The sequence below is a fragment of the Variovorax sp. 54 genome, from assembly GCF_002754375.1.
Taxonomy (GTDB): domain Bacteria; phylum Pseudomonadota; class Gammaproteobacteria; order Burkholderiales; family Burkholderiaceae_C; genus Variovorax.
Genome location: NZ_PEFF01000001.1, coordinates 4034750 through 4054277, shown reverse-complemented (window position 1 = coordinate 4054277; position 19528 = coordinate 4034750). Strand labels below are relative to the sequence as shown.

Annotated in this window: 22 protein-coding genes; 14 read left to right on the top strand and 8 right to left on the bottom strand. The window is 62.9% G+C overall.

Going from position 1 to position 19528, the window contains the following annotated elements; all coding sequences use genetic code 11:
- Positions 1-33: 33 nt before the first annotated feature.
- From CLU95_RS18730 to CLU95_RS18715, 4 genes are read left to right on the top strand one after another with little or no spacing between them, the layout of a single operon-like run.
- A complete protein-coding gene (locus CLU95_RS18730) occupies positions 34-1032 on the top strand; it encodes a Bug family tripartite tricarboxylate transporter substrate binding protein (protein ID WP_099794997.1) in 999 nt (332 codons plus the stop codon).
- A gap of 37 nt (positions 1033-1069) precedes the next feature.
- A complete protein-coding gene (locus CLU95_RS18725; protein ID WP_099794996.1) occupies positions 1070-1819 on the top strand; it encodes an electron transfer flavoprotein subunit beta/FixA family protein in 750 nt (249 codons plus the stop codon).
- A gap of 13 nt (positions 1820-1832) precedes the next feature.
- A complete protein-coding gene (locus CLU95_RS18720) occupies positions 1833-2765 on the top strand; it encodes an electron transfer flavoprotein subunit alpha/FixB family protein (RefSeq protein ID WP_099794995.1) in 933 nt (310 codons plus the stop codon).
- Between the two features lie 12 nt (positions 2766-2777).
- The gene (locus CLU95_RS18715; RefSeq protein WP_099794994.1) at positions 2778-3749 is read left to right on the top strand and encodes an NAD(P)H-dependent flavin oxidoreductase; all 972 of its coding nucleotides are present in this window, start codon (positions 2778-2780) and stop codon (positions 3747-3749) included.
- A 937-nt stretch (positions 3750-4686) separates the two neighbouring features.
- On the opposite strand, the gene CLU95_RS18705 is transcribed toward CLU95_RS18715, so the two are convergent.
- Positions 4687-5295, bottom strand: a complete 609-nt coding sequence (locus CLU95_RS18705) for a hypothetical protein (protein ID WP_143606014.1) — start codon at positions 5293-5295, stop codon at positions 4687-4689.
- 152 nt (positions 5296-5447) lie between these two features.
- On the opposite strand from CLU95_RS18705, the gene CLU95_RS18700 reads away from it, so the two are divergent.
- Complete coding sequence (locus CLU95_RS18700; protein ID WP_099794991.1) at positions 5448-5762, top strand: hypothetical protein; 315 nt, start codon at positions 5448-5450, stop codon at positions 5760-5762.
- A 103-nt stretch (positions 5763-5865) separates the two neighbouring features.
- Here CLU95_RS18700 and CLU95_RS18695 read toward each other — a convergent pair whose 3' ends face one another.
- Entirely contained in the window at positions 5866-6099 is a 234-nt protein-coding gene (locus CLU95_RS18695; RefSeq protein ID WP_099794990.1) for an ATP-binding protein, read from the bottom strand.
- A 187-nt stretch (positions 6100-6286) separates the two neighbouring features.
- Between CLU95_RS18695 and CLU95_RS18690 the strand changes: the two genes are divergently transcribed.
- Complete coding sequence (locus CLU95_RS18690) at positions 6287-6742, top strand: hypothetical protein (RefSeq protein WP_257214664.1); 456 nt, start codon at positions 6287-6289, stop codon at positions 6740-6742.
- A gap of 55 nt (positions 6743-6797) precedes the next feature.
- On the opposite strand, the gene CLU95_RS18685 is transcribed toward CLU95_RS18690, so the two are convergent.
- Positions 6798-7142: an SMI1/KNR4 family protein gene (locus tag CLU95_RS18685; protein ID WP_180288640.1), complete on the bottom strand. Its 345-nt coding sequence runs from the start codon at positions 7140-7142 to the stop codon at positions 6798-6800.
- 122 nt (positions 7143-7264) lie between these two features.
- Here CLU95_RS18685 and CLU95_RS18680 point away from each other — a divergent pair, with 122 nt between their 5' ends.
- The 4 genes from CLU95_RS18680 to CLU95_RS18665 all read left to right on the top strand — a co-directional run bounded on the left by CLU95_RS18680 (position 7265) and on the right by CLU95_RS18665 (position 10320).
- Positions 7265-7639, top strand: coding sequence for an SCO4402 family protein (locus CLU95_RS18680; RefSeq protein WP_099794988.1), 375 nt, complete (start codon positions 7265-7267; stop codon positions 7637-7639).
- Between the two features lie 441 nt (positions 7640-8080).
- On the top strand, positions 8081-8431 hold the full coding sequence (locus CLU95_RS18675) for a hypothetical protein (RefSeq protein WP_143606013.1): 351 nt from the start codon (positions 8081-8083) through the stop codon (positions 8429-8431).
- Between the two features lie 266 nt (positions 8432-8697).
- Complete coding sequence (locus tag CLU95_RS18670) at positions 8698-9372, top strand: GNAT family N-acetyltransferase (RefSeq protein ID WP_306512810.1); 675 nt, start codon at positions 8698-8700, stop codon at positions 9370-9372.
- A gap of 438 nt (positions 9373-9810) precedes the next feature.
- On the top strand, positions 9811-10320 hold the full coding sequence (locus CLU95_RS18665) for a DUF1993 domain-containing protein (RefSeq protein WP_099794985.1): 510 nt from the start codon (positions 9811-9813) through the stop codon (positions 10318-10320).
- A gap of 168 nt (positions 10321-10488) precedes the next feature.
- On the opposite strand, the gene CLU95_RS18660 is transcribed toward CLU95_RS18665, so the two are convergent.
- From CLU95_RS18660 to CLU95_RS18650, 3 genes are all read right to left on the bottom strand, one after another.
- The gene (locus CLU95_RS18660; protein WP_099794984.1) at positions 10489-11052 is read right to left on the bottom strand and encodes a hypothetical protein; all 564 of its coding nucleotides are present in this window, start codon (positions 11050-11052) and stop codon (positions 10489-10491) included.
- Between the two features lie 411 nt (positions 11053-11463).
- Positions 11464-11946 carry a GreA/GreB family elongation factor gene (locus CLU95_RS18655; protein WP_099794983.1) on the bottom strand — a complete coding sequence of 161 codons (483 nt, stop codon included), beginning with the start codon at positions 11944-11946 and terminating at the stop codon, positions 11464-11466.
- A 243-nt stretch (positions 11947-12189) separates the two neighbouring features.
- Positions 12190-13350 carry a serine hydrolase domain-containing protein gene (locus CLU95_RS18650; protein ID WP_099794982.1) on the bottom strand — a complete coding sequence of 387 codons (1161 nt, stop codon included), beginning with the start codon at positions 13348-13350 and terminating at the stop codon, positions 12190-12192.
- Positions 13351-14005: 655 nt separating this feature from the next.
- Here CLU95_RS18650 and CLU95_RS18645 point away from each other — a divergent pair.
- The 4 genes from CLU95_RS18645 to CLU95_RS18630 all read left to right on the top strand — a co-directional run bounded on the left by CLU95_RS18645 (position 14006) and on the right by CLU95_RS18630 (position 17986).
- Positions 14006-14593, top strand: coding sequence for a TRAP transporter small permease (locus CLU95_RS18645; protein WP_099794981.1), 588 nt, complete (start codon positions 14006-14008; stop codon positions 14591-14593).
- The gene (locus CLU95_RS18640) at positions 14590-15888 is read left to right on the top strand and encodes a TRAP transporter large permease (protein ID WP_099794980.1); all 1299 of its coding nucleotides are present in this window, start codon (positions 14590-14592) and stop codon (positions 15886-15888) included. Before CLU95_RS18645 ends, CLU95_RS18640 begins: the two co-directional genes overlap by 4 nt.
- Positions 15889-15928: 40 nt before the next feature.
- Positions 15929-16966, top strand: a complete 1038-nt coding sequence (locus CLU95_RS18635) for a DctP family TRAP transporter solute-binding subunit (protein ID WP_099794979.1) — start codon at positions 15929-15931, stop codon at positions 16964-16966.
- 72 nt (positions 16967-17038) lie between these two features.
- Positions 17039-17986, top strand: coding sequence for a nucleoside hydrolase (locus CLU95_RS18630; protein WP_099794978.1), 948 nt, complete (start codon positions 17039-17041; stop codon positions 17984-17986).
- 69 nt (positions 17987-18055) lie between these two features.
- Here CLU95_RS18630 and CLU95_RS18625 read toward each other — a convergent pair whose 3' ends face one another.
- A complete protein-coding gene (locus tag CLU95_RS18625; protein ID WP_099797376.1) occupies positions 18056-18793 on the bottom strand; it encodes an amino acid ABC transporter ATP-binding protein in 738 nt (245 codons plus the stop codon).
- Positions 18794-18838: 45 nt separating this feature from the next.
- Positions 18839-19528: an amino acid ABC transporter permease gene (locus CLU95_RS18620; RefSeq protein ID WP_013539317.1), complete on the bottom strand. Its 690-nt coding sequence runs from the start codon at positions 19526-19528 to the stop codon at positions 18839-18841.

Below are 19528 nucleotides of genomic sequence, written 5' to 3'. Positions count from 1 at the left end.
CACGATTTTCTGAAACCGAACGGGAGACACACCATGACCCATCACGCCTCGACCCGCCGCGCCCTGCTGTGCGCCGCCGCATCGACCGCCGCGCTGTTCGCGCTGGCCCCCGCGCATGCGCAGGCGCCCTACCCGAACAAGCCGATCCGCCTCGTCGTGCCCTTCCAGGCCGGCGGCGCGACCGATGTGCTGGCGCGCGTGCTGGGCCAGAAGATGGCGGCCAGCATGGGCCAGCCCATCGTGGTGGACAACAAGCCCGGCGCGGCCGGCATCATCGGCACCGACGCGGTCGCCAAGGCCGCGCCCGACGGCTACACGATCGTGCTGTCGCTGAGCAACTCGCTCATGACCAACGAGTTCTTGTACGACAAGCTGCCCTACGACACGCAGCGCGACCTCACGCTGGTCTACCAGATCGCGATGGCGCCGCTGGTGCTGGTGGTGCACCCCAGCGTGCCCGCCAAGACCGGCCCCGAGCTGCTGAAGTACGTGGCCGCGAACAAGGGCAAGGTCGCCTACGGTTCGTACGGCGTGGGCGCCTACCCGCACCTGGCCGGCGCGCACATGAGCCTCACGCAGCAGGCCGACATGAACCACGTCGCCTACAAGGGCGAGGCGCCGATGGTGCAAGACCTCATCGGCGGCCAGATCCAGATGGCCTACGCCAGCGCGCTCGCGGCCAAGCCGCACATCGACGCGGGCAAGCTCAAGGCCGTCGGCGTGACCGGCGAGCGCCGCATGAGCACGCTGCCCAACGTGCCCACGCTGGCCGAGCAAGGCCTGAAGGACGAGGCCTACCGCGTGACCGGCTGGCTCGCCATTGCCGCGCCCGCGAAGACGCCCAAGGCCATCGTCGACCGCATCGCCGATGAGGTGCGCAAGGCCACGCAGCAGCCCGACGTGCGCGAGCGCGTGGCGGCCATGGGCTTCGAGATCAAGGACAGCTCGCCCGAACTCTTTGCAGCAGCCTGGAAGCAGGAGCGTCCCGTGTGGGAGCGCCTGATCAAGCAGTCGGGCGCCAAGCTCGAGTAACCCCTTCCCCATTTTTTGTCATTCAAGAGGAACAGCCATGAAAGTTCTGGTGCCTGTCAAACGGGTCGTCGACTACAACGTGAAGGTGCGCGTCAAGAGCGACGGCACCGGGGTGGACATTGCCAACGTCAAGATGAGCATGAACCCCTTCGACGAGATCGCTGTCGAAGAAGCGGTGCGGCTGAAGGAAAAGGGCATCGTGACCGAAGTCATCGCCGTGTCCTGCGGTGATGCCAAGTGCCAGGAAACCCTGCGCACCGCGATGGCCATCGGCGCCGACCGCGGCATCCTGGTCGAGACCACCGAAGAGCTGCAGCCCCTCGCGGTTGCCAAGCTGCTCAAGGCACTGGTCGACAAGGAACAGCCCCAGCTGATCATCCTCGGCAAGCAAGCCATCGATGACGACGCCAATCAAACGGGCCAGATGCTGGCTGCACTCGCCGACCTGCCGCAAGCCACCTTCGCCTCGAAGGTCGAGCTCGCAGCCGACAAGGTCACCGTCGCACGCGAAGTCGACGGCGGCATGGAAACGCTGACGCTCACGCTGCCCGCGGTCATCACGACCGACCTGCGCCTGAACGAGCCGCGTTATGTGACGCTGCCCAACATCATGAAGGCCAAGAAGAAGCAGCTCGATGTCTTCAAGCCCGAAGACCTGGGCGTGGACGTCAAGCCCCGCCTCAAGACCCTGAAGGTCAGCGAGCCGCCGAAGCGCGGCGCGGGCATCAAGGTGCCCGACGTTGCCACCCTGGTGGACAAGCTCAAGAACGAAGCCAAAGTGATCTGAGGAAGAAACGAACATGACCGCACTCGTCATTGCCGAACACGACCACGCCAGCATCAAGCCGGCCACCCTCAACACCGTGACTGCAGCCCTGGCTTGCGGTGGCGACGTCCACATCCTCGTGGCCGGTGCCAACGCAGCCGAAGCCGCCAAGGCCGCCGCGCAGATCGCCGGTGTGTCCAAGGTGATCGCTGCCGACAGCGCATCGCTGGCAGAAAACCTCGCCGAGAACGTCGCTGCACAAGTGCTCGCGATCGCAGCGAACTACAGCCACATCCTGTTCCCCTCGACCGCCAACGGCAAGAACGTCGCTCCGCGCGTGGCCGCCAAGCTGGACGTTGCGCAGATCAGCGACATCACCAAGGTCGACAGCCCGGACACCTTCGAGCGCCCGATCTACGCCGGCAACGCCATTGCCACCGTGCAGAGCACCGACGCCACCAAGGTGATCACCGTGCGCACGACCGGCTTCGACGCAGCCGCTGCCACCGGTGGCAGCGCTACGGTCGAAACCGCTGAAGGCGTCGCAGACAGCGGCAAGAGCAGCTTCGTCGGCCGTGAAGTCACGAAGAGCGAACGCCCCGAACTGACGGCCGCCAAGATCATCGTCTCCGGTGGCCGTGCCCTGGGCAGCGCAGAGAAGTTCACCGAAGTGATGGCCCCGCTGGCCGACAAGCTGAACGCAGGCCTCGGCGCCAGCCGCGCAGCCGTCGACGCAGGCTACGCCCCGAACGACTGGCAAGTGGGCCAGACCGGCAAGATCGTTGCGCCGCAGCTGTACATCGCTGCAGGCATCTCGGGCGCCATCCAGCACTTGGCCGGCATGAAGGACTCGAAGGTCATCGTCGCGATCAACAAGGACGAAGAAGCCCCGATCTTCTCGGTGGCCGACTACGGCCTCGTGGCCGACCTGTTCACGGCCGTGCCGGAACTCGTGAAGGCGCTGTAAGCGGCTGCGACGATGAAGACCCGCATCACCGAACTGCTCGGCATCCGCTACCCCATCATCCAGGGCGGCATGCAATGGGTGGGCCGCGCCGAGCTGGCCGCGGCCGTGTCGAACGCCGGCGGCCTCGGCATCCTCACCGCGCTCACGCAGCCCACGCCCGGCGACCTGCGCCACGAGATCGAGCGCACGCGCACGATGACCGACCAGCCCTTCGGCGTGAACCTCACGATCCTGCCGGCGGTGAAGCCGCCGCCGTACGCCGAGTACATCCAGGCCATCATCGACAGCGGCGTGAAGATCGTGGAGACCGCGGGCAACAGCCCGAAAGACTTCATCGAAGCCCTGAAACGCCACGACGTGAAGATCGTCCACAAGTGCACCTCGGTGCGCCACGCGCTCTCGGCCGAGCGCAACGGCGTCGATGCGGTGTCGGTGGACGGCTTTGAATGCGCCGGCCACCCGGGCGAAGACGACGTGCCCGGCCTCGTGCTGCTGCCGGTGGCGGCGCGCAAGCTGCGCATTCCGATCATCGCGTCGGGCGGCATCGCCGACGGCCGCGGCATGGCCGCCGCGCTGGCGCTGGGCGCCGAAGGCATCAACATGGGCACGCGCTTCTGCGTGACCCAAGAAGCGCCGATCCACGACAACATCAAGCAGGCACTGGTGGCCGCGACCGAGCGCGACACCAAGCTGATGTTCCGCACCCTGCACAACACAGCGCGCGTGTTCCGCAACGCGATCTCCGAAGAAGTGGTGGCCACCGAACGCCGTCCCGGCGGCTGCGAGTTCGAGGACATCCGTCCGCTGGTCGCCGGCGCACGCGGCCGCGCGGCGCTGGAATCGGGCGAGGTGCACAACGGCGTGGTCTCGGCCGGCCAGTGCATCGGGCTGATCGACGACATCCCGACGTGTGCCGAATTGCTGGAGCGCATGGTGCGGGAGTGCCGGGAGCATCTGGACCGGGCGCGCAGCTGGATGAACTGAGGGCTTCAGGCTCTGCCGCGGCACCAGGCCCACGAGGTCCGTGCGCGGCGCATCGCAGAAGCTGCATTTGTTGGCGCTCGCCGAGACTTCGTGCCGCATGAACCGGCTGCTTCGCCGAGTTCTTCTCTAGAGTGAATGCCCCTGTCACTCGACACCCCACCAAGGGAAGAAGAAAGGCGCCACACCCCCACCACCGAGATGTTTGAAGGCTGCTTGCCTCGCGGCAGGTCGTCGGTGCGAAAGCAGCGATGCAGATGCGAGGTATCAAAAGGCGACGGCCGAGGTGTTACTAGCACCCCGGCCGTCTAACCAAGTTCGTGCAACCCCTCTAAAGAAGCGCACAAAAATGGCTACCAAGACTATAGCCCGGCCTCGCACGCCGGTAGTTTCCGAAGACAACGCCCAAGACCCGGCGGATCTTCTCGAAAACACCCTCTCTCAACTCGAAGCGCTCCTGTGGGTCTGCCATGGGGAAGAGATCGACTGGTGCAGCGGTGACGGACCTCGACAACTGGACAACGTGCTTTGGCTTGCGGCTGAACTTGCTCGCAAGGCTGGGGAGCTGTTTCAACGGAGCGAGAAGGCGCGACGCGCAGCGCTTGAGACCGGCGGTTAGCGGCTGGTCTGCGGGCTGCGTGTTTCGCGGCCCGCCCTGGTGAACAGGTTCTTTTGGGTGCGACGGCTGAAGCCCTTGTGATGGAGGGAATTCGGTTCGATTGAGGTGCTTGTGGGGTAGGCCTCGGTGGCAGCTATGTGTTCCATGCTGATCGTCGGCAGGCGATGCGGGCATCCGCTTTGCAGTGGAGGCGGACTGTCATTGGCCGAAGCTAGACCTCCGGGTTCGGCCAGGACCGGTCATTCATAGACGGGGCCCAATTCACTCGCACGCAGACCCTGGTGACCTGCGCGGTTGCGACCCAGCACAGGTGCCCCTTGCCTACAGACGCTCCACCGACTCAGCACGTTGCAAGGCATCAATCCATTCAATTGGACCGGCGGAGCTCTCGTGCGGAATCGCATACATGAGCCCGTAAGTCTCACCCTGCCTGGTGAACCGTACGTTGACGACGTAGTGCGCCCCAGGGTCCGGGACTACGCCGCCGGCGGAGACTTTGTAGGGGTTCAGGTACCGGGCTCCAGCGCTCGTCCAATGTTTGGCGAACCTGTCGCGGCTCAGCAGTGCATTCGCGGTCGTCTTCGTTCCACTCTCACTCGTGGTCGTCCAACTCGCGTGTGGCACGCCGCGATTACAGGTCAACGTCCCATGCTTGGTGGTGCCCGCTAGGTGGGTGTAAAACTCGATGAGATGGTCGTCCGTTGCATTCAAACGTGGCAGGCGCCTCGCAAAGCGTTCGGCGACCGCTATCGCGGCCACTATGAGAGCAAAGAAGCTTGGAAGACTAAGAATCGACCACCACCCCCAGCCGTGAACATGGAGGGGAATTGAAAGGACCGCCCAGAACGCGGCAAGCATTCCGTATTCGCCCCAGCCCCAACGATTCAGAAATGCTGCACGGCCGCGGAAGATGCTTCGTTTGGGTTGCATAGATTCGATTTGGTCGGGGCGAAAGCTTGGGTTCGACACCCGACTCCCTCGATACAAATCGTAGCATCGCGCCGTGGCGGTTCGCCACATTGCGGATGAGCCGCTGAAGCCGGCCGCAGACCATCACCTTGGTCACTGAGATAGGACTCCCGATGAAAGCCATCGTCGTTGAAATCGCGCAAGTGGTTGACGACAGCGCATATCCGCCCCTCGTGGAATGCCTCTTGGTCGATGCGAAAGGGCAGACACACCGGTTCGTGGAGAAGGATGCCATCGTGACCTCCACGGCGGTCGTCATCGGTGCGCTTCCCGCGCTTGGTGTCATCGCTTGCGAGGTCGAGTCGCAGTGGGTTGATTCGGAAGGCCGCTCGTTGGTCAGCGCTGTGACGACGCGACCCTGGGGAGTTGAATCCACCGCAGGAAGCAGCAATTTTGTTGTGTTTGCCGAGCAGCTTCGAGAGGTTTGAGCGTCGGGCAGAATCCGGGCTAGGACCCGACACTCGTGACCGTCGGGCTCACGCGTCCGGGTCTACGGATTGCCTGGGCGGCGAGCCGCGCGCCCAGGGCGTTTCAGCCCTTTCGCATGGTGATCGCATGAAAAGGACAAGTCACTGCGCAATCGCTGCAGCCCGTGCACCGATCCGCATCTTGAAGCGTCGACGCCTTCTTCCATTGCTGGACTTCGAGGCTGAGAAGGTGAAGGTTGCACGCGGCGACGCACCAACCGCAGCCCGTGCAACGCGCGGCGTCGACAGCGGGCAGCCAACCGAGGCGGTGCGGGCGGCGAGGCTGATGTACGTCCATCTATGATTCCAACGAGCCGTATCGGCCCGGAAGGTAGCATGCCGCCGGCTCCAGTCGGCCAGGACCGGACTTTCCCGCTCAACCGCCAGTCGGACCATGCAACGACACTTTAGGCAGCCTGTGAGATATCCTCGTTTGTAGAACTAGCGCAATCGCGCGCGCGAACGTAGCATCTAGAAAAATAAGGATGGAGAAGGGCATGTTCAATTGTCGGCGGTTGGTCTGGCTGATTGCCGCGGCCAGCCTTTCAGATTTGGGTTCCATAGCCTCTGCGCAAACGACGGCGCTCTTGCTCTTTGGAGGCACCGGCCACAAGACGTTTCTTGGCTGCTTGAACTGCGGAAGCTACGACGGCGGCTCGGTTTGCAATGCCTACGGTCAGTTCGGTTCACGATACCAATCGGACAGCATCTGGAACCCGTACGGCACCTATGGTTCGAAGTACAACAGTGCGTCGCCCTGGAACAAGTACAGCACCGATGCACCCGCCGTCGTCGACAAGGAGGGGAACTTCTACGGCTATCTATCCGCCAACCCCTACATCTCCAAGCGAACGACCATCAAAGGACTCGTCACGCTGACGGATGCTGCTGAGGAATTCGATGACCTCGAAAAGCTTTCCGATGCCTTTTGTCGACGGTAGTGGTGGACTCTGACGAGAAGGCGCCGTAGATAAGCGGCCAGAAGCAGCCGCACGCTCAAGCGATGATGCCCTTCAGTAAGAAGGCTTCAATCGACGGCGATAGCAGCCGCACTTCCTTATCGCTTCCCTCGAGCTCAGCTACAAGCTCACCAGTCGCGGGGTTGATGCCGAAGGGGTTCCCTGCGCCATCCCATCCGATGAGAAAGAAATCCGCCTTCCACTCGCCGGCCGTTCGCTCTCGCAAGTGCTTTCGGTGTGAGCCGGCGAGCTGTTCGATTCCATCGACCCATTCGCTGCCGACGACCCCACCGCCGCACGAGGCGAGGAACCAGCGAAAGTCTTGTGGAATCGGGCCAAATTCCTTCTCGAAGGAGCTCAGGGCGTCTTCGGTGGCGGGCACATACCGGATTTCCTGTGGTCGAGCCGACCAGAGCTTCAAAATGAGCACGCGGGACGTGGGATGCATCCTGCTGAAGCTACCATGACGCGATTCGGCCAGAAGCGGACCTTCAACAAGTTCTCATGAACCACATTACCTATCCCGAAATGCGGCAGGAACTCATCGAGTACCTGCAGGGCCTCGCCGACCCGCAGTATCAGCGCCGTGTGTGGGTCGATCAACTGCTCGAAGATGGCGTGCAGCATGACGAGTTTGACTACGCCGTGCACTTTCTGTTTGACGATACGGCGCTTGCATCTGACCCCCACTCGACCATCGGCTGGATTCTCAAAGATGCATCAGAGGCAGATACAGTTACAGCGGTAGTTGCGTCGATTGAAGCCGTCTTCGCAAAGCACGGCACCAAGCTTTCCGATGCAGAGTACATCGAGCTTCCCGAATGGCACTCCGTCGTAGCCACGGCCGCAACGGCTGTGGCGTGCATCGCTGCTCAATAGGCAGAATGCGGCCAGAAGCCGACCTTCGCGGGTGCGTTGCAAATCGATGTATTGAATAGGGGCGAGGAGGACCATTTGATCGCAGAAGAGAAGTACCCGGCCGATTGGCTGAAAAAGGTTCCTGCCGTCGTCTTCGGATCGCTGACGAAGGGGGAGATACGGATCCTTCTGCATCCTGGGAATGGACTTGCTGCTAGCGGTGCTCCGCGTGATGTGCCCGCAGTCAAATTTCCGGCAGGTCTTCACATGCCAAACACGCTCCTCTGGGTCGAACTGGATGAAACCATGAACGTCACCAGAGTGTGGAGGCGGGACACGTGAAGGGGCACTCATGGACTCGCCTCGTTACTGCGGCCGAGTTCGGCCATGACCGGACATTGAGCTACCCATTCGCACCGAACCCAAATGACAAATCAGAGTAGCGACGAAATCGTTGTTGAGATGGCCAAGACCTTCATGGACTTGCTCCAGCGTGACGTTCCGGGGTGGAGCCGAGCATTCTTCAGATTCGAGGCGGACCACTTGAAGACGGGGTCGAACGCTTCATACGTCGCCGGAGCCAACATCAGCTTGTTGTCCGCGTTGAGGAACTCAGAGTTCTTCAATCGAATGAGCGAATTGGCCTGGGCGTTGCGCGAGCGAATGGGCTCCGCTGAACAAGCGTTTTGTGTCTTGTTGCTTAGCGTCAATTCGAGCTTTGACTTCAACATCGATTTTGAGCGCGATGACCCAGGACGCTGGCGCATCAGCAAGATGGATGGCGCGTCTGGCTTGCCGGTGGGAATCGAATAGGGTCTTGTGTCGCAGTGCCCGCTTTGGAGCAAGGCGACCGGCGGCTTTGGGCCCTGAGCCGACTACGGGGCCTCTTCCCAAAAGCGGCCCTTGATTCAAAACGGATTGATCGGTGCCCGAACGTACAGTCGGCGGGCCCGGTCCCTGTCTACGGGCAACGCTATAGTTTGCTGACTTCACACTTGCCGGGTTTAGCGGATTTTTGTACCTGGGTTTTAAACAGGCATCCCTGTGCAAATTCAGGCCGCAAGCCACTTACAGGAGGAATGAGTGTCCAGAATATCTCGCACGGTCCAGTTTGTTTCGCAAGGTTTGCGAGATACATCACCCGGAAAGCCGGGCGCCGCCTCTCATGTCAAACGTTAGACCGCAGGCAACTCATGGTCGACTACCCAACGCTCGAGACATCCCGACTCACCCTGCGCGAGATTCTGGAATCGGATGCGGAAAGTCTCCTTCAAATCCATGGTGACCACGAGCACATGCGATGGTTCGGGTCGGATCCGATTCCCAATCTTGACGACGCCAGGAAGCTAGTCGCTACGTTTGCGAGCTGGCGGAAAGAGCCGGTTTCTGGAGCGCGCTGGGCCATGGAGCTGAAAGACCGACCAGGACTGATTGGTACGTGCGGCCTGTTTCGCTGGAATCGAAACTGGAGATCCTGCGTAGTCGGATACGAAATCGCTCCGGCGCATCAGGGGCGCGGATACGTAAGAGAAGCGCTAGAAGCAGTTATCACGTGGGGGTTCCGAGAGGTGCAACTAAATCGAATCGAGGCGCAGGTACACCCTGACAACAAGGCGTCTCTGGCATTGCTCGCAACGCTTGGCTTTCTGCAAGAGGGGCATCAACGGGATGCAGGGTACTGGGCAGGCCGGCACCACGACCTTCTGCAATATGCTTTGCTTAAGGCTCAGTGGAGTACAACGAGTGTGGTCTAACAGGTCGTTCGACACGGACACGCAGCGGCTTTGCGCCGCAGGCTGTGTACGTGAACATACGTCTTGCGGAGCAACGCCACTGCGCACCGGTCAACTCCGACGTTGAGTGTCCGCTTTACCTAAGAGCCACCGACTGCTCCTGGCCGACTGTAGCCGGTGGCTCTGCCTTCGCGAAGGGGCCCGATGCGGTCCTTCGATGCGAGAGGTCGACCGACTGCTTTGCAGCGATCGCGGTCTGTCGTGCGTCTGCAATTGACGTCCGCTTCTTGCCAGTGAACTGCCCTTCAACGCGGCTGCTCCGACTACCAGCGGGAAGAAAAGCTGGCCACAAAGGCCGGGGCGATTCAGTTCGCCCTGTGCTGTTAGCCTTACATGGTCGGCAGGGCCTCTGCCACGCCAACTCCGGCCATCGTGCCCAATTTTAGAAGTGAACTCACTATGACCAGCCCGCTCTACAACGCCTCCGTTCCCGTCATGCAGCAGATGCTGCGCGCCCTGTCCGACGTGCTCAAGAAGGCCGAAGACCAGGCGACGCAGAAGAATATCGATCCCAATGCGCTGCTGCAGGCGCGGCTGTTCCCTGACATGTTTCCGCTACTGCGTCAGGTACAGATCGCCGCAGACTTCTCCAAGGGCATTGCCTCCCGCCTGGCTGGTGCCGAGATACCGTCCTGGCCCGACACTGAGGTCAGCTTCGCCGACCTGCAAGCGTTGATCGCCAAAGCTTTGGCCCATATCGGCTCCTTCACGTCTGAGCAATTTGATTCAAGCGAGAGCCGCGAGATCGTCTTGCGCCCCGGCACCCCCAAGGAAAAGAAGCTGACCGCAGGCGCATATCTTCTGCACTATGGACTGCCGCAGTTTTTCTTCCACGTGACCACGACCTATGCCATCTTGCGTCACAACGGTATTGAGATCGGCAAGCGCGACTACATGGGCGCCTACTAGCCCAAGACAGGCACGCGTTCAGCCACGCTGGCCACTGCCGCTCGACAGCAACTGGAGCCTCCGTCGCTGCGCGATTTCAGCGAACTGTGGATGGAGGCTCTATCTACCCTGATTTGCTTGGCGCCTTGTCAAAGCTGACCCAATGTCTGCTGCACTCGAACGCGGTGTTCAACGGCCAGCGTACGGCAGCGACGAGTGATGCACGACGATGCGCAGCTTGCCGGCACCGTCCTTCACGAAAGTCCAGGTCTTGTCGACCGTGGTGACCTTGCCGTCCGGGTCGGTGAACAGCACGTTACCCAGCGTGCTGGCCACGTCGCCGTGGATGAGCACGGCACTGTTGGCAATCTCGCATTTAGTCCAGCCCTTCAGGGCGAAGCCGGTGTCGTTGGGAAAGGCAGGGTTGCCGCCCACGAAGTACGCCAGCGCGCCGTCGCGAGCGGTGCGGAAGGTCTGCGGCGATGTCGTGAGCGTCGGCTTGAACAGCACTGCGCCCAGCTGGTAGGCGTAGGCGCTGTCGATGACCTTCTCGGCCAGCGCCCTGGCGGCCGGCTGCCCTCCGCTGGAATTCGCGGCGCTGATGTCGACCAGCGCCTTGCACCAGGCCTGCTGGGCCCCCAGGACTTCCGCTTCCGTGATGCTCCGGTCGACGACTTTCTCCTTGGCGGCGGCCGGAAAAATTGCCCCTGCGATCAGGAGGCTGGCGATGGCGCTGGGAATGAATTTTTTCATTTGGGTCTCCAATTGAAGTAGTTGGATACCGGAGCGGCCGGGTGGGTCGAGCCGAGACCCAAAGTGCATCAGTACGACATGCACAAGGCATGATGCGCCGGCCAATTTGCCCTGAGTAAAAGATGCAAATGAAATGATTGGTTGTGCATTCGCGAGATAGCCAGGCGTGCAGGCCTGCCTCGCAACAGACTGAAGCGGCCGCACACGAAGGAGGGCTATGCAGCGGTTGCTGCCGGTGATGCTGGCCTCCTGAGTTCACGGTCTTGGCCACGCGGCGGTCATTCATGCGCCCGTGTCATCTCGACCCAGTGGCCGGTTTCAAGTACTGCTGACCTTGCTGATCAGCCGGTACGTTCACGACGCCTGCACGTCTGCTGACCTCGGCCCATTCGGCGTGAACTTGCTTGCGGCTTAAAGAACCCGCAGCACCTCAAACTGCTGTCGGATGGGAGCGACCTGTATCGACACCTCATCACCCTCGCATTTGCCCAGCATTGCCCTGCCCAAAGGGGCTTCGCTGCTGATGACCTGAACAAGCTGAGTGCCGCTGACCAACGTCATGCTGCCCCCATCCGGGCCGAGAAAGAGCTGTTGCTGCTTGTCGTCGGAATCGACCAGGCAGACCAGCGAGCCGAGCTGTATGCCTTTGATGGCGTCGTAGGGACGCGGGCGGAATCGGCGCCAATTGGCCATCGCCTGGCGTATGGCTTCGGCGCGCCGGGCTTGGCCGGTGGCCAGGTAGGCGGCTTCGAGTCCCAACGTGTCGTATTTGTTTTCGGCGATGTTCTCTTCGTGAGTCGCCGTTTCATGGGCTGCCCGCACTGCCTGTTCGGCTTGCAGCAGGTCTTCGGCGAGCCGTTCCAGCACCTGCTGTTGCAGCAAGAATTTATCCATGGCGAAAGATCGGTATCTCGAACAAGCGGGGGGCAGGTTTTGATTATGAGGGGCTCCAGAAGCCTTCGACGCTTCTGTTGGCTGCAGGTTAACTTCAGCCAGGGGCCCCAAGCGGATGTAGCGAGTGCAACTTGGGCCATCGCCAAGCGGCCAGTCACCGTAGTAGGCGTTTCGCGAAGATCGCTCGATGTTTCGCGGTTCAATTAAGCGCTGACAGCACGGACGCCAGTCACGGTATCCGAGTCACTGGGACGGTGAGATAGCCTGCAGCACATCGCTGAACACGCCGTACTGCACCTTGAATGCCTGCGGGCTGTAGTCCTGGTAGTAGCCTGCCGTCACGGCGACGACGAGATCGAGCTCGGGCACGATGCGGATCGATTGCCCGCCTCGACCGAGCGCACCGATCCAGCGGACTGTTCGTCGGTGCGCTCTGGCATGGCCGCTCCACCAAAGGTAGCCGTAGTCCTGGTCGTCCGTTGCCTTGATGAGTGACGCGGTGGAAGCTTCGATCCATCCCTTCGACACGATCTGGCGTCCATCCCAGCGCCCGCCCGCTAGCACGAGCTGTCCGATCTTCGCCATGTCCCGCGGACGCATGCGAAGGCCACCACCGGCGTCGCTGTCTCTGCCCATTCGGCTCCATTCTTCGCCCGAGATGCCCAGGGGCTCCAGCAGGCTCACTCGCGCGAACTCGTCCAGTGGTCTGCCGGTGGCCCGATGCAGAATCGCTGATACAAGCGCTAGGGCGCCGGTACTGTAGAAGAACTGCTGCCCAGGCGCCGCCACAGCTCGGCGCGTTAGCACGTAGCGGCACGGATCGCCCGAAAAATACATGCGCGTTTCGTCGTTCGCGAGATCGCCGGTGGCGGGCGTCGACTCGATCCATTCGAGGCCGAGCGTCATGTTTAGCGCGTGCCGCAGCAACAGGCGATCCGATTCTGGCGTTCGCAGGTCTGCGAGTTCGGGGAAGAAGCCAAGGATCGGCTCGTCGACGTCATGGATCAGCCCCCGGTCGATCGCGATGCCGACGGCGAGCGACGCGACGCTCTTCGTCGCTGACTTCATTGCATGGCGCGTGCCGGCGTTGAAGACGATGTTCTCTACGCGGCTGCCGAAAAAGCTGGTCGGCACCTGATCGCTGCCTTGCAGGTAGCGCTCGAAGACGAGCTTACCGCGATGCACGACAAGGACGGAGTGAATGTTCGAGCCCGAAGCCGCAAGCCGATCGGCCATCTTGCTGAGTGCGGTGGTGTCAACGAGCTTGTCGTCGTCACCCGCGGCGATGTTCCCGCCATCTTCTCGCGAGGTTGTCGCGGCGAAGCCTCCGATCGAATGGGTGCATGCCGACACGCCGAGTGAGGCAAGCGCAGTGCCAACAAGAACGAACTCACGGCGTTTCATGGCACGTCGACGGTGGAAGGTGCATTGATGTTAAGCAGCGAAGGCTGCGCGCGTCAATCGCCTACTCCTCCGAGCTAGCGATCCCACACCTTCTGAATGAGGACAGAGCATCGCCGAAGCAGCCATTCGCGATTGGCCGCTTGTGACCGATAGCACCCCTCCGATCTGCTCGTTCGATCGATCGAACGAACGACAACAACCAGTCTGAAGCGAACATTGAACGCAGCCATGTCTATGTCGACCGCAGCCGACACCAGCCCTTCGGACTTCTGCTTCGCCAGTGCCTGTCGCTCACGAAAGCTCAGCAGTACGCCCCCCCCACACACGTCCATCTGCCATCCGCCGCAGCGGTCGAACCGCCAACCTCACAGCTGCACTCCTCGTGCGCAGGGCATCGGGTGCTCCCCGCAGCGAAATCAAGGAGGAGCCGAAGGCGGGGGACATTCGCGGAGGGGAGTACCCGGTGTCCTTTGCACGCGCCCCGAAGGACCCCCAGCCGAGGCCGTCAGCGCACCGCCACAGCTAAGGAAACCCCCGATATATGAATGGTCATTGACCCCCTAGGATCGAGCGCTGCTCGCCTGTCAAGGTGTACGGATCGCGTCCCGGCGTCCGCCCGGTGACATGGCGCCTGCCTCAGCTGCCCCTTCCTGCGATGACAACTCCTCCCGAGTCCGGCCCTACGCTGGACGCCGCCAGCCCCCTTCCCCCCGACATCGAAGCCGCCGACGAACCGACCAAGGTTCCCCTCGCCATCGAAGACTGGCTCACGGTCCTCATCATGGGCGCGCTCGCGCTCATTACCTTCGCCAACGTGCTGGTGCGCTACTTCACCGACTCGTCCTTCGCGTGGACGGAAGAGTTCTCGGTGTTCCTGATGATCATGCTGGCGCTGGTGGCCGGCTCGGCCGCCGTAGCGCGCGACCGGCACATCCGCATCGAGTACTTCTCTGAAAGCGGCTCGATGGCGCGGCGCAAGCGGCTGGCCCAGTTCGGCGCGCTGATGATCGCCATCTTGTTCGCGCTGATCGGCGCGCTCAGCATCCGCATGGTGTGGGACGACTACCGCTTCGAGGAGACCACGCCCGGCATCGGCCTGCCGGCCTGGTGGTATTCGATCTGGCTGCCTATCGTGTCGTTCGCGATCGCGGGGCGCGCCATCGGCCTGATGGTCCGGCGCGGGCGCAAGACGAACTACAAGTCTGACGACAACAACAACAGCAAGAAGGGCGACGCCAAGTGATCGCCACCCTGCTCTTCGTCGCCTTCGTCGTGATGATGCTGGTGGGCGTGCCCATCGGCGCCGCGCTCGGCCTGGCGGGCGCGGCCTGCATTGCGCTGGCCAACGCCGACGCCCAGTGGTTCGGCCTGCTGGCCGTGCCGCAGAACTTCTACGCCGGCCTGGGCAAGTACCCGCTGCTGGCGATTCCGATGTTCGTGCTGGTCGGCTCCATCTTCGACCGCTCGGGCGTGGCGCTGCGCCTCGTCAACTTTGCCATTGCCATCGTGGGTCGCGGCCCCGGCATGCTGCCGCTGGTGGCGATTGCCGTGGCGATGTTCCTGGGCGGCATCTCGGGCTCGGGCCCGGCCAACGCCGCCGCCGTGGGCGCGGTGATGATCGCGGCCATGAGCCGTGCCGGTTATCCGCCGGCCTTCTCGGCCAGCGTGGTGGGCGCCGCGGCGGCCACCGACATTTTGATTCCGCCCTCGGTCGCGTTCATCGTGTACTCGGTGCTGGTGCCCGGCGCCTCGGTGCCGGCGTTGTTCGCGGCCGGCATGATCCCCGGCATCATGGCCGGCCTGGCGCTGATGATTCCGGCCGTGTGGCTGGCGCGCAAGCACAAGATGGGCGCGCTCGAATCGACGCTGCCGCGCCCGCCGTTCTGGAAGAGCTTTCGCGAAGCGATCTGGGGCCTGGCGGCGCCGGTGCTGATTCTGGGCGGCATGCGCGCGGGCTGGTTCACGCCCACCGAAGCGGCCGTGGTGGCGGTGTTCTACGGCCTGTTCGTGGGCATGTGCATCCACCGGACCATCAAGGTGCGCGACCTGTTCGTGATCTTGCGCGAGTCGGGCGAGCTGTCGGCGGTGATCCTGCTGGTGGTGTCGCTGGCGGGCATCTTCGCGTACTCGCTCTCGACGCTGGGCATCATCGATCCGGTGACGCAGGCCATCGTGAATTCGGGCCTGGGCGAGTACGGCATCCTGGCGCTGCTGATCCTGCTGCTCATCACCGTGGGCATGTTCCTGGACGGCGTGTCGATCTTCCTGATCTTCGTGCCGCTGCTGCTGCCCATCGTGCAGCACTACAAGTGGGACCCGGTGTGGTTCGGCGTGATCCTCACGCTGAAGGTGGCGCTGGGCCAGTTCACGCCGCCGCTGGCCGTCAACCTCATGGTCTCGTGCCGCATCGCCAAGGTGCGCATGGAAGAAACCGTGCAGTGGGTGGGCTGGATGCTGTTCTCGATGTTCGTGGTGATGGTGCTGGTGATCGCCTTCCCCGAACTCGCGCTCTGGCTGCCCCGCAAGCTGGGCTACTGATTTTTTCGTTCCATCGACAGACCAAGAGGAGACCTCTCTCATGAAATTCCGCCGCACCCTGCTCGGCCTTGCCGCTGTGGCCGCCACGCTCGGCCTGTTCTCGACCGGCGCAATGGCGCAGGCCGCCTACAAGCCCGAGTACAAGATGTCGCTGGTGCTGGGCCCGCCCACGCCGTGGGGCCAGGCCGGAAAGATCTGGGCCGACCTCGTGAAGGAGCGCACCCAGGGCCGCATCAACATCAAGCTGTACCCGGGCGTGTCGCTGATTCAAGGCGACCAGACGCGCGAGTTCAGCGCACTGCGCCAGGGCGTGATCGACATGGCCGTGGGCTCGACCATCAACTGGTCGCCGCAGGTGAAGCAGCTCAACCTGTTCTCCATGCCCTTCCTGATGCCCGACTACGCGGCCATCGACGCGCTCACGCAAGGTGAAGTGGGCAAGGACATGTTCAAGACGCTCGACAAGGCCGGCGTGGTGCCGCTTGCCTGGGGCGAGAATGGCTTCCGCGAAATCACCAACTCGAAGCGGGCGATCAAGTCGCCGGCCGACATCAAGGGCATGAAGATCCGCGTGGTCGGCTCGCCCATCTACTCCGACATGCTCACCGCGCTGGGCGCCAACCCCACGCAGATGAGCTGGGCCGACGCGCAGCCCGCGCTGGCCAGCGGCGCGGTCGACGGCCAGGAGAACCCGCTGTTCCTGTTCACCGTGCTCAAGATGCACACGGTGGGCCAGAAGTTCGTCACCACCTGGGGCTACGTGGCCGACCCGCTGGTGTTCGTCGTGAACAAGGAAATCTGGGCCTCGTGGACGCCGGCCGACCAGGCCATCGTGCGCCAGGCCGCGCTCGACGCCGGCAAGCAGGAAATCGCCATCGCGCGCAAGGGCCTGGTGGAAGCCGACAAGCCCGTGCTGAAAGACATCGCGGCCATGGGTGTGACGGTGACCAACCTCACGCCGGCCGAGCGCGACGCCTTCGTGAAGGCCACGCGCCCGGTGTACGACAAGTGGAAGTCGACCGTCGGCACCGACCTGGTGGCGAAGGCCGAGAAGGCCATCGCGGCCCGCGCGAAGTAAGCAAGCCTCGCGTTCCTTTCTTCCCCGTGCATCGGGGTGACGGGTGGTGGTGACGATCGCGACAATGTCGCCATGCTGCATCCCACCACCCTGATCATCGACACGGACCCCGGCGCGGACGACATGATCGCGCTGCTGTTTGCCCTGGCGGCGCCCGAATCACTGGCGATTCAGGCGCTGACCACGGTGGCAGGCAATGTCCCCCTGGCCAAGACCTCGCGCAACGCGCGCCTGGCCTGCGAATGGGCCGGACGGCCGGAGCTTCCGGTCTATGCGGGTGCCGAGCGGCCCCTGCAGCGCACGCCCATCTACGCCGCCAACATCCACGGCCGCGAAGGCCTCACGGGCGTGGCCGTGCACGACCCTGCCATGCCGCTGGCCGAAGGCAGTGCCGTCGACTACCTTGTTCGCACGCTGCGCGCCGCGCCCGAGCACAGCGTGACGCTCGCCATGCTCGGCCCGCAGACCAACCTCGCGCTGGCGCTCGAACAGGCGCCCGACATCGTGCGCGGCCTGCGCGAGCTGGTGCTCATGGCCGGCGCGCACTTCAACGGCGGCAACATCACGCCGGTGGCGGAGTTCAACGTGTTCGCCGACCCGCACGCGGCCGAGGCGGTGCTGCAATGCGGCGTGCCGATCACGATGCTGCCGCTGGACGTGACGCACAAGATCCTCACGAGCGACGCGCGCATCGCGCGGCTGCGCCAGCTGGGCAACCGAGCCGGCGCGATCATTGCCGACATCCTCGACGCCTACGCGCCGCAGGAGATGGCGCACTACGGCATGCCGGGCGGCCCGGTGCACGACGCCACCGTCACGGCCTACCTGCTGCGCCCCGACCTGTTCCAGGGCCGCCGCATCCACGTCGAGATCGACAGCCGCGAAGGCATGGGCTTCGGCCAGACCGTGGCCGACTGGCACGGCAGCCTGAAGCGGCCCGCCAACGTGCAGTGGATCGTCGACGGCGATGCACAGGGCTTCTTCGACCTGCTGACGGAGCACATCGCGCGGCTGCCCTGAACACGGCGCGCCCATGAAAAAAGCCACGCTGCGGACAGCGTGGCTTTGTGCTTTGAGCGCCGCAGCGAATCAGTGCTGCAGGATCTTGTTGAGGAAGTCCTTGGTGCGCGGCTGACGGTTTTCCGGGTGGTTGAAGAACTCGTCCTTCGGGCAGTCTTCCAGGATCTTGCCGCCCACGTCGATGAAGATCACGCGGCTCGCGACCTTGCGGGCAAAAGCCATTTCGTGCGTGACGACCATCATGGTCATGCCTTCCTTGGCCAGGGCCACCATCACGTCGAGCACTTCGCCGACCATTTCGGGGTCGAGCGCCGAGGTGGGTTCGTCGAACAGCATGACGATCGGGTCCATCGACAGCGCACGGGCAATCGCCACGCGCTGCTGCTGGCCGCCCGACAGCTGGCCCGGGAACTTGTCCTTGTGCGCCATGAGGCCCACGCGGTCGAGCATCTTCAGGCCACGCACCTTGGCTTCGTCCGCGGTGCGGCCCAGCACCTTGATCTGCGCGATCGTGAGGTTCTCGGTCACCGACAGGTGCGGGAACAACTCGAAGTGCTGGAACACCATGCCGACCTTGGAGCGCAGCTTGGGCAGGTTGGTCTTGGGGTCGTGCAGCGGAATGCCGTTGACGGTGATCTCGCCCTTCTGGAAAGGCTCGAGCGCGTTCACGGTCTTGATGAGCGTGGACTTGCCGGAACCCGACGGGCCGCACACCACCACCACGTCGCCCTTGGAGATGTTCACCGAGCAGTCGTTGAGCACCTGCACCGGGCCGTACCACTTGGAGACGTTCTTGATTTCAATCATTTTTTCGGACATTTGTTTCTCTCCGGTTCAGTTCAGCCAACTCGATCAGCGAATGATGGCGATTTTCTTGTGCAGGCGTTTCACCAGCCAGGAAAGGGCGTAGCACATGACGAAGTACACGACCGCCGCGAGCAGGTAGGCCTCGATCGGACGACCGAAGTTCTTGCCCGCCGTTTCGAAGCCCTTGAGCATGTCGTAGGCGCCGATGGCGTAGACCAGCGAGGTGTCCTGGAACAGGATGATGGTCTGCGTGAGCAGCACCGGCAGCATGTTGCGGAAGGCCTGCGGCAGCACCACGAGGCGCATGTTCTGGCCGTAGGTCATGCCCACGGCCTGGCCTGCGTTCACCTGGCCGCGCGGGATCGACTGGATGCCCGCGCGCATGATCTCGGAGAAGTAGGCAGCTTCGAACGCAACGAAGGTGATCACCGCCGAAATTTCCGAGCGGTAGTTCGAGCCGAGCGAACCGAACAGCGAATAGAACGACGCCGGCACCAGCAGGAAGAACCACAGGATCACCATCACCAGCGGGATGCTTCGCATGCCGTTGACGTAGATGGCCGCGGGCGTATCGAGCCACTTCTTGCCCGACAGGCGCATGAGCGCCAGGATCGTGCCGAAGATCACGCCGCCGATCGTGGCCACCACCGTCAGCATGATGCTGAAGTAGAAGCCCTTGATGACGAAGTTGCTGATGACGTCCCAGTTGTAGAAGGACAGGTCGAGATTCATCAT

Excerpts from the sequence above, each read along its gene's own strand:
- CLU95_RS18730 (WP_099794997.1), top strand. The coding sequence starts at position 34 with ATGACCCATCACGCCTCGACCCGCCGCGCCCTGCTGTGCGCCGCCGCA.
- CLU95_RS18725 (WP_099794996.1), top strand. The coding sequence starts at position 1,070 with ATGAAAGTTCTGGTGCCTGTCAAACGGGTCGTCGACTACAACGTGAAG.
- CLU95_RS18720 (WP_099794995.1), top strand. The coding sequence starts at position 1,833 with ATGACCGCACTCGTCATTGCCGAACACGACCACGCCAGCATCAAGCCG.
- CLU95_RS18715 (WP_099794994.1), top strand. The coding sequence starts at position 2,778 with ATGAAGACCCGCATCACCGAACTGCTCGGCATCCGCTACCCCATCATC.
- CLU95_RS18705 (WP_143606014.1), bottom strand. The coding sequence starts at position 5,295 with ATGCAACCCAAACGAAGCATCTTCCGCGGCCGTGCAGCATTTCTGAAT.
- CLU95_RS18700 (WP_099794991.1), top strand. The coding sequence starts at position 5,448 with ATGAAAGCCATCGTCGTTGAAATCGCGCAAGTGGTTGACGACAGCGCA.
- CLU95_RS18695 (WP_099794990.1), bottom strand. The coding sequence starts at position 6,099 with ATGGACGTACATCAGCCTCGCCGCCCGCACCGCCTCGGTTGGCTGCCC.
- CLU95_RS18690 (WP_257214664.1), top strand. The coding sequence starts at position 6,287 with ATGGAGAAGGGCATGTTCAATTGTCGGCGGTTGGTCTGGCTGATTGCC.
- CLU95_RS18680 (WP_099794988.1), top strand. The coding sequence starts at position 7,265 with ATGAACCACATTACCTATCCCGAAATGCGGCAGGAACTCATCGAGTAC.
- CLU95_RS18675 (WP_143606013.1), top strand. The coding sequence starts at position 8,081 with ATGGCCAAGACCTTCATGGACTTGCTCCAGCGTGACGTTCCGGGGTGG.
- CLU95_RS18670 (WP_306512810.1), top strand. The coding sequence starts at position 8,698 with ATGAGTGTCCAGAATATCTCGCACGGTCCAGTTTGTTTCGCAAGGTTT.
- CLU95_RS18665 (WP_099794985.1), top strand. The coding sequence starts at position 9,811 with ATGACCAGCCCGCTCTACAACGCCTCCGTTCCCGTCATGCAGCAGATG.
- CLU95_RS18660 (WP_099794984.1), bottom strand. The coding sequence starts at position 11,052 with ATGAAAAAATTCATTCCCAGCGCCATCGCCAGCCTCCTGATCGCAGGG.
- CLU95_RS18655 (WP_099794983.1), bottom strand. The coding sequence starts at position 11,946 with ATGGATAAATTCTTGCTGCAACAGCAGGTGCTGGAACGGCTCGCCGAA.
- CLU95_RS18650 (WP_099794982.1), bottom strand. The coding sequence starts at position 13,350 with ATGAAACGCCGTGAGTTCGTTCTTGTTGGCACTGCGCTTGCCTCACTC.
- CLU95_RS18645 (WP_099794981.1), top strand. The coding sequence starts at position 14,006 with ATGACAACTCCTCCCGAGTCCGGCCCTACGCTGGACGCCGCCAGCCCC.
- CLU95_RS18635 (WP_099794979.1), top strand. The coding sequence starts at position 15,929 with ATGAAATTCCGCCGCACCCTGCTCGGCCTTGCCGCTGTGGCCGCCACG.
- CLU95_RS18630 (WP_099794978.1), top strand. The coding sequence starts at position 17,039 with ATGCTGCATCCCACCACCCTGATCATCGACACGGACCCCGGCGCGGAC.
- CLU95_RS18625 (WP_099797376.1), bottom strand. The coding sequence starts at position 18,793 with ATGATTGAAATCAAGAACGTCTCCAAGTGGTACGGCCCGGTGCAGGTG.
- CLU95_RS18620 (WP_013539317.1), bottom strand. The coding sequence starts at position 19,528 with ATGATGAATCTCGACCTGTCCTTCTACAACTGGGACGTCATCAGCAAC.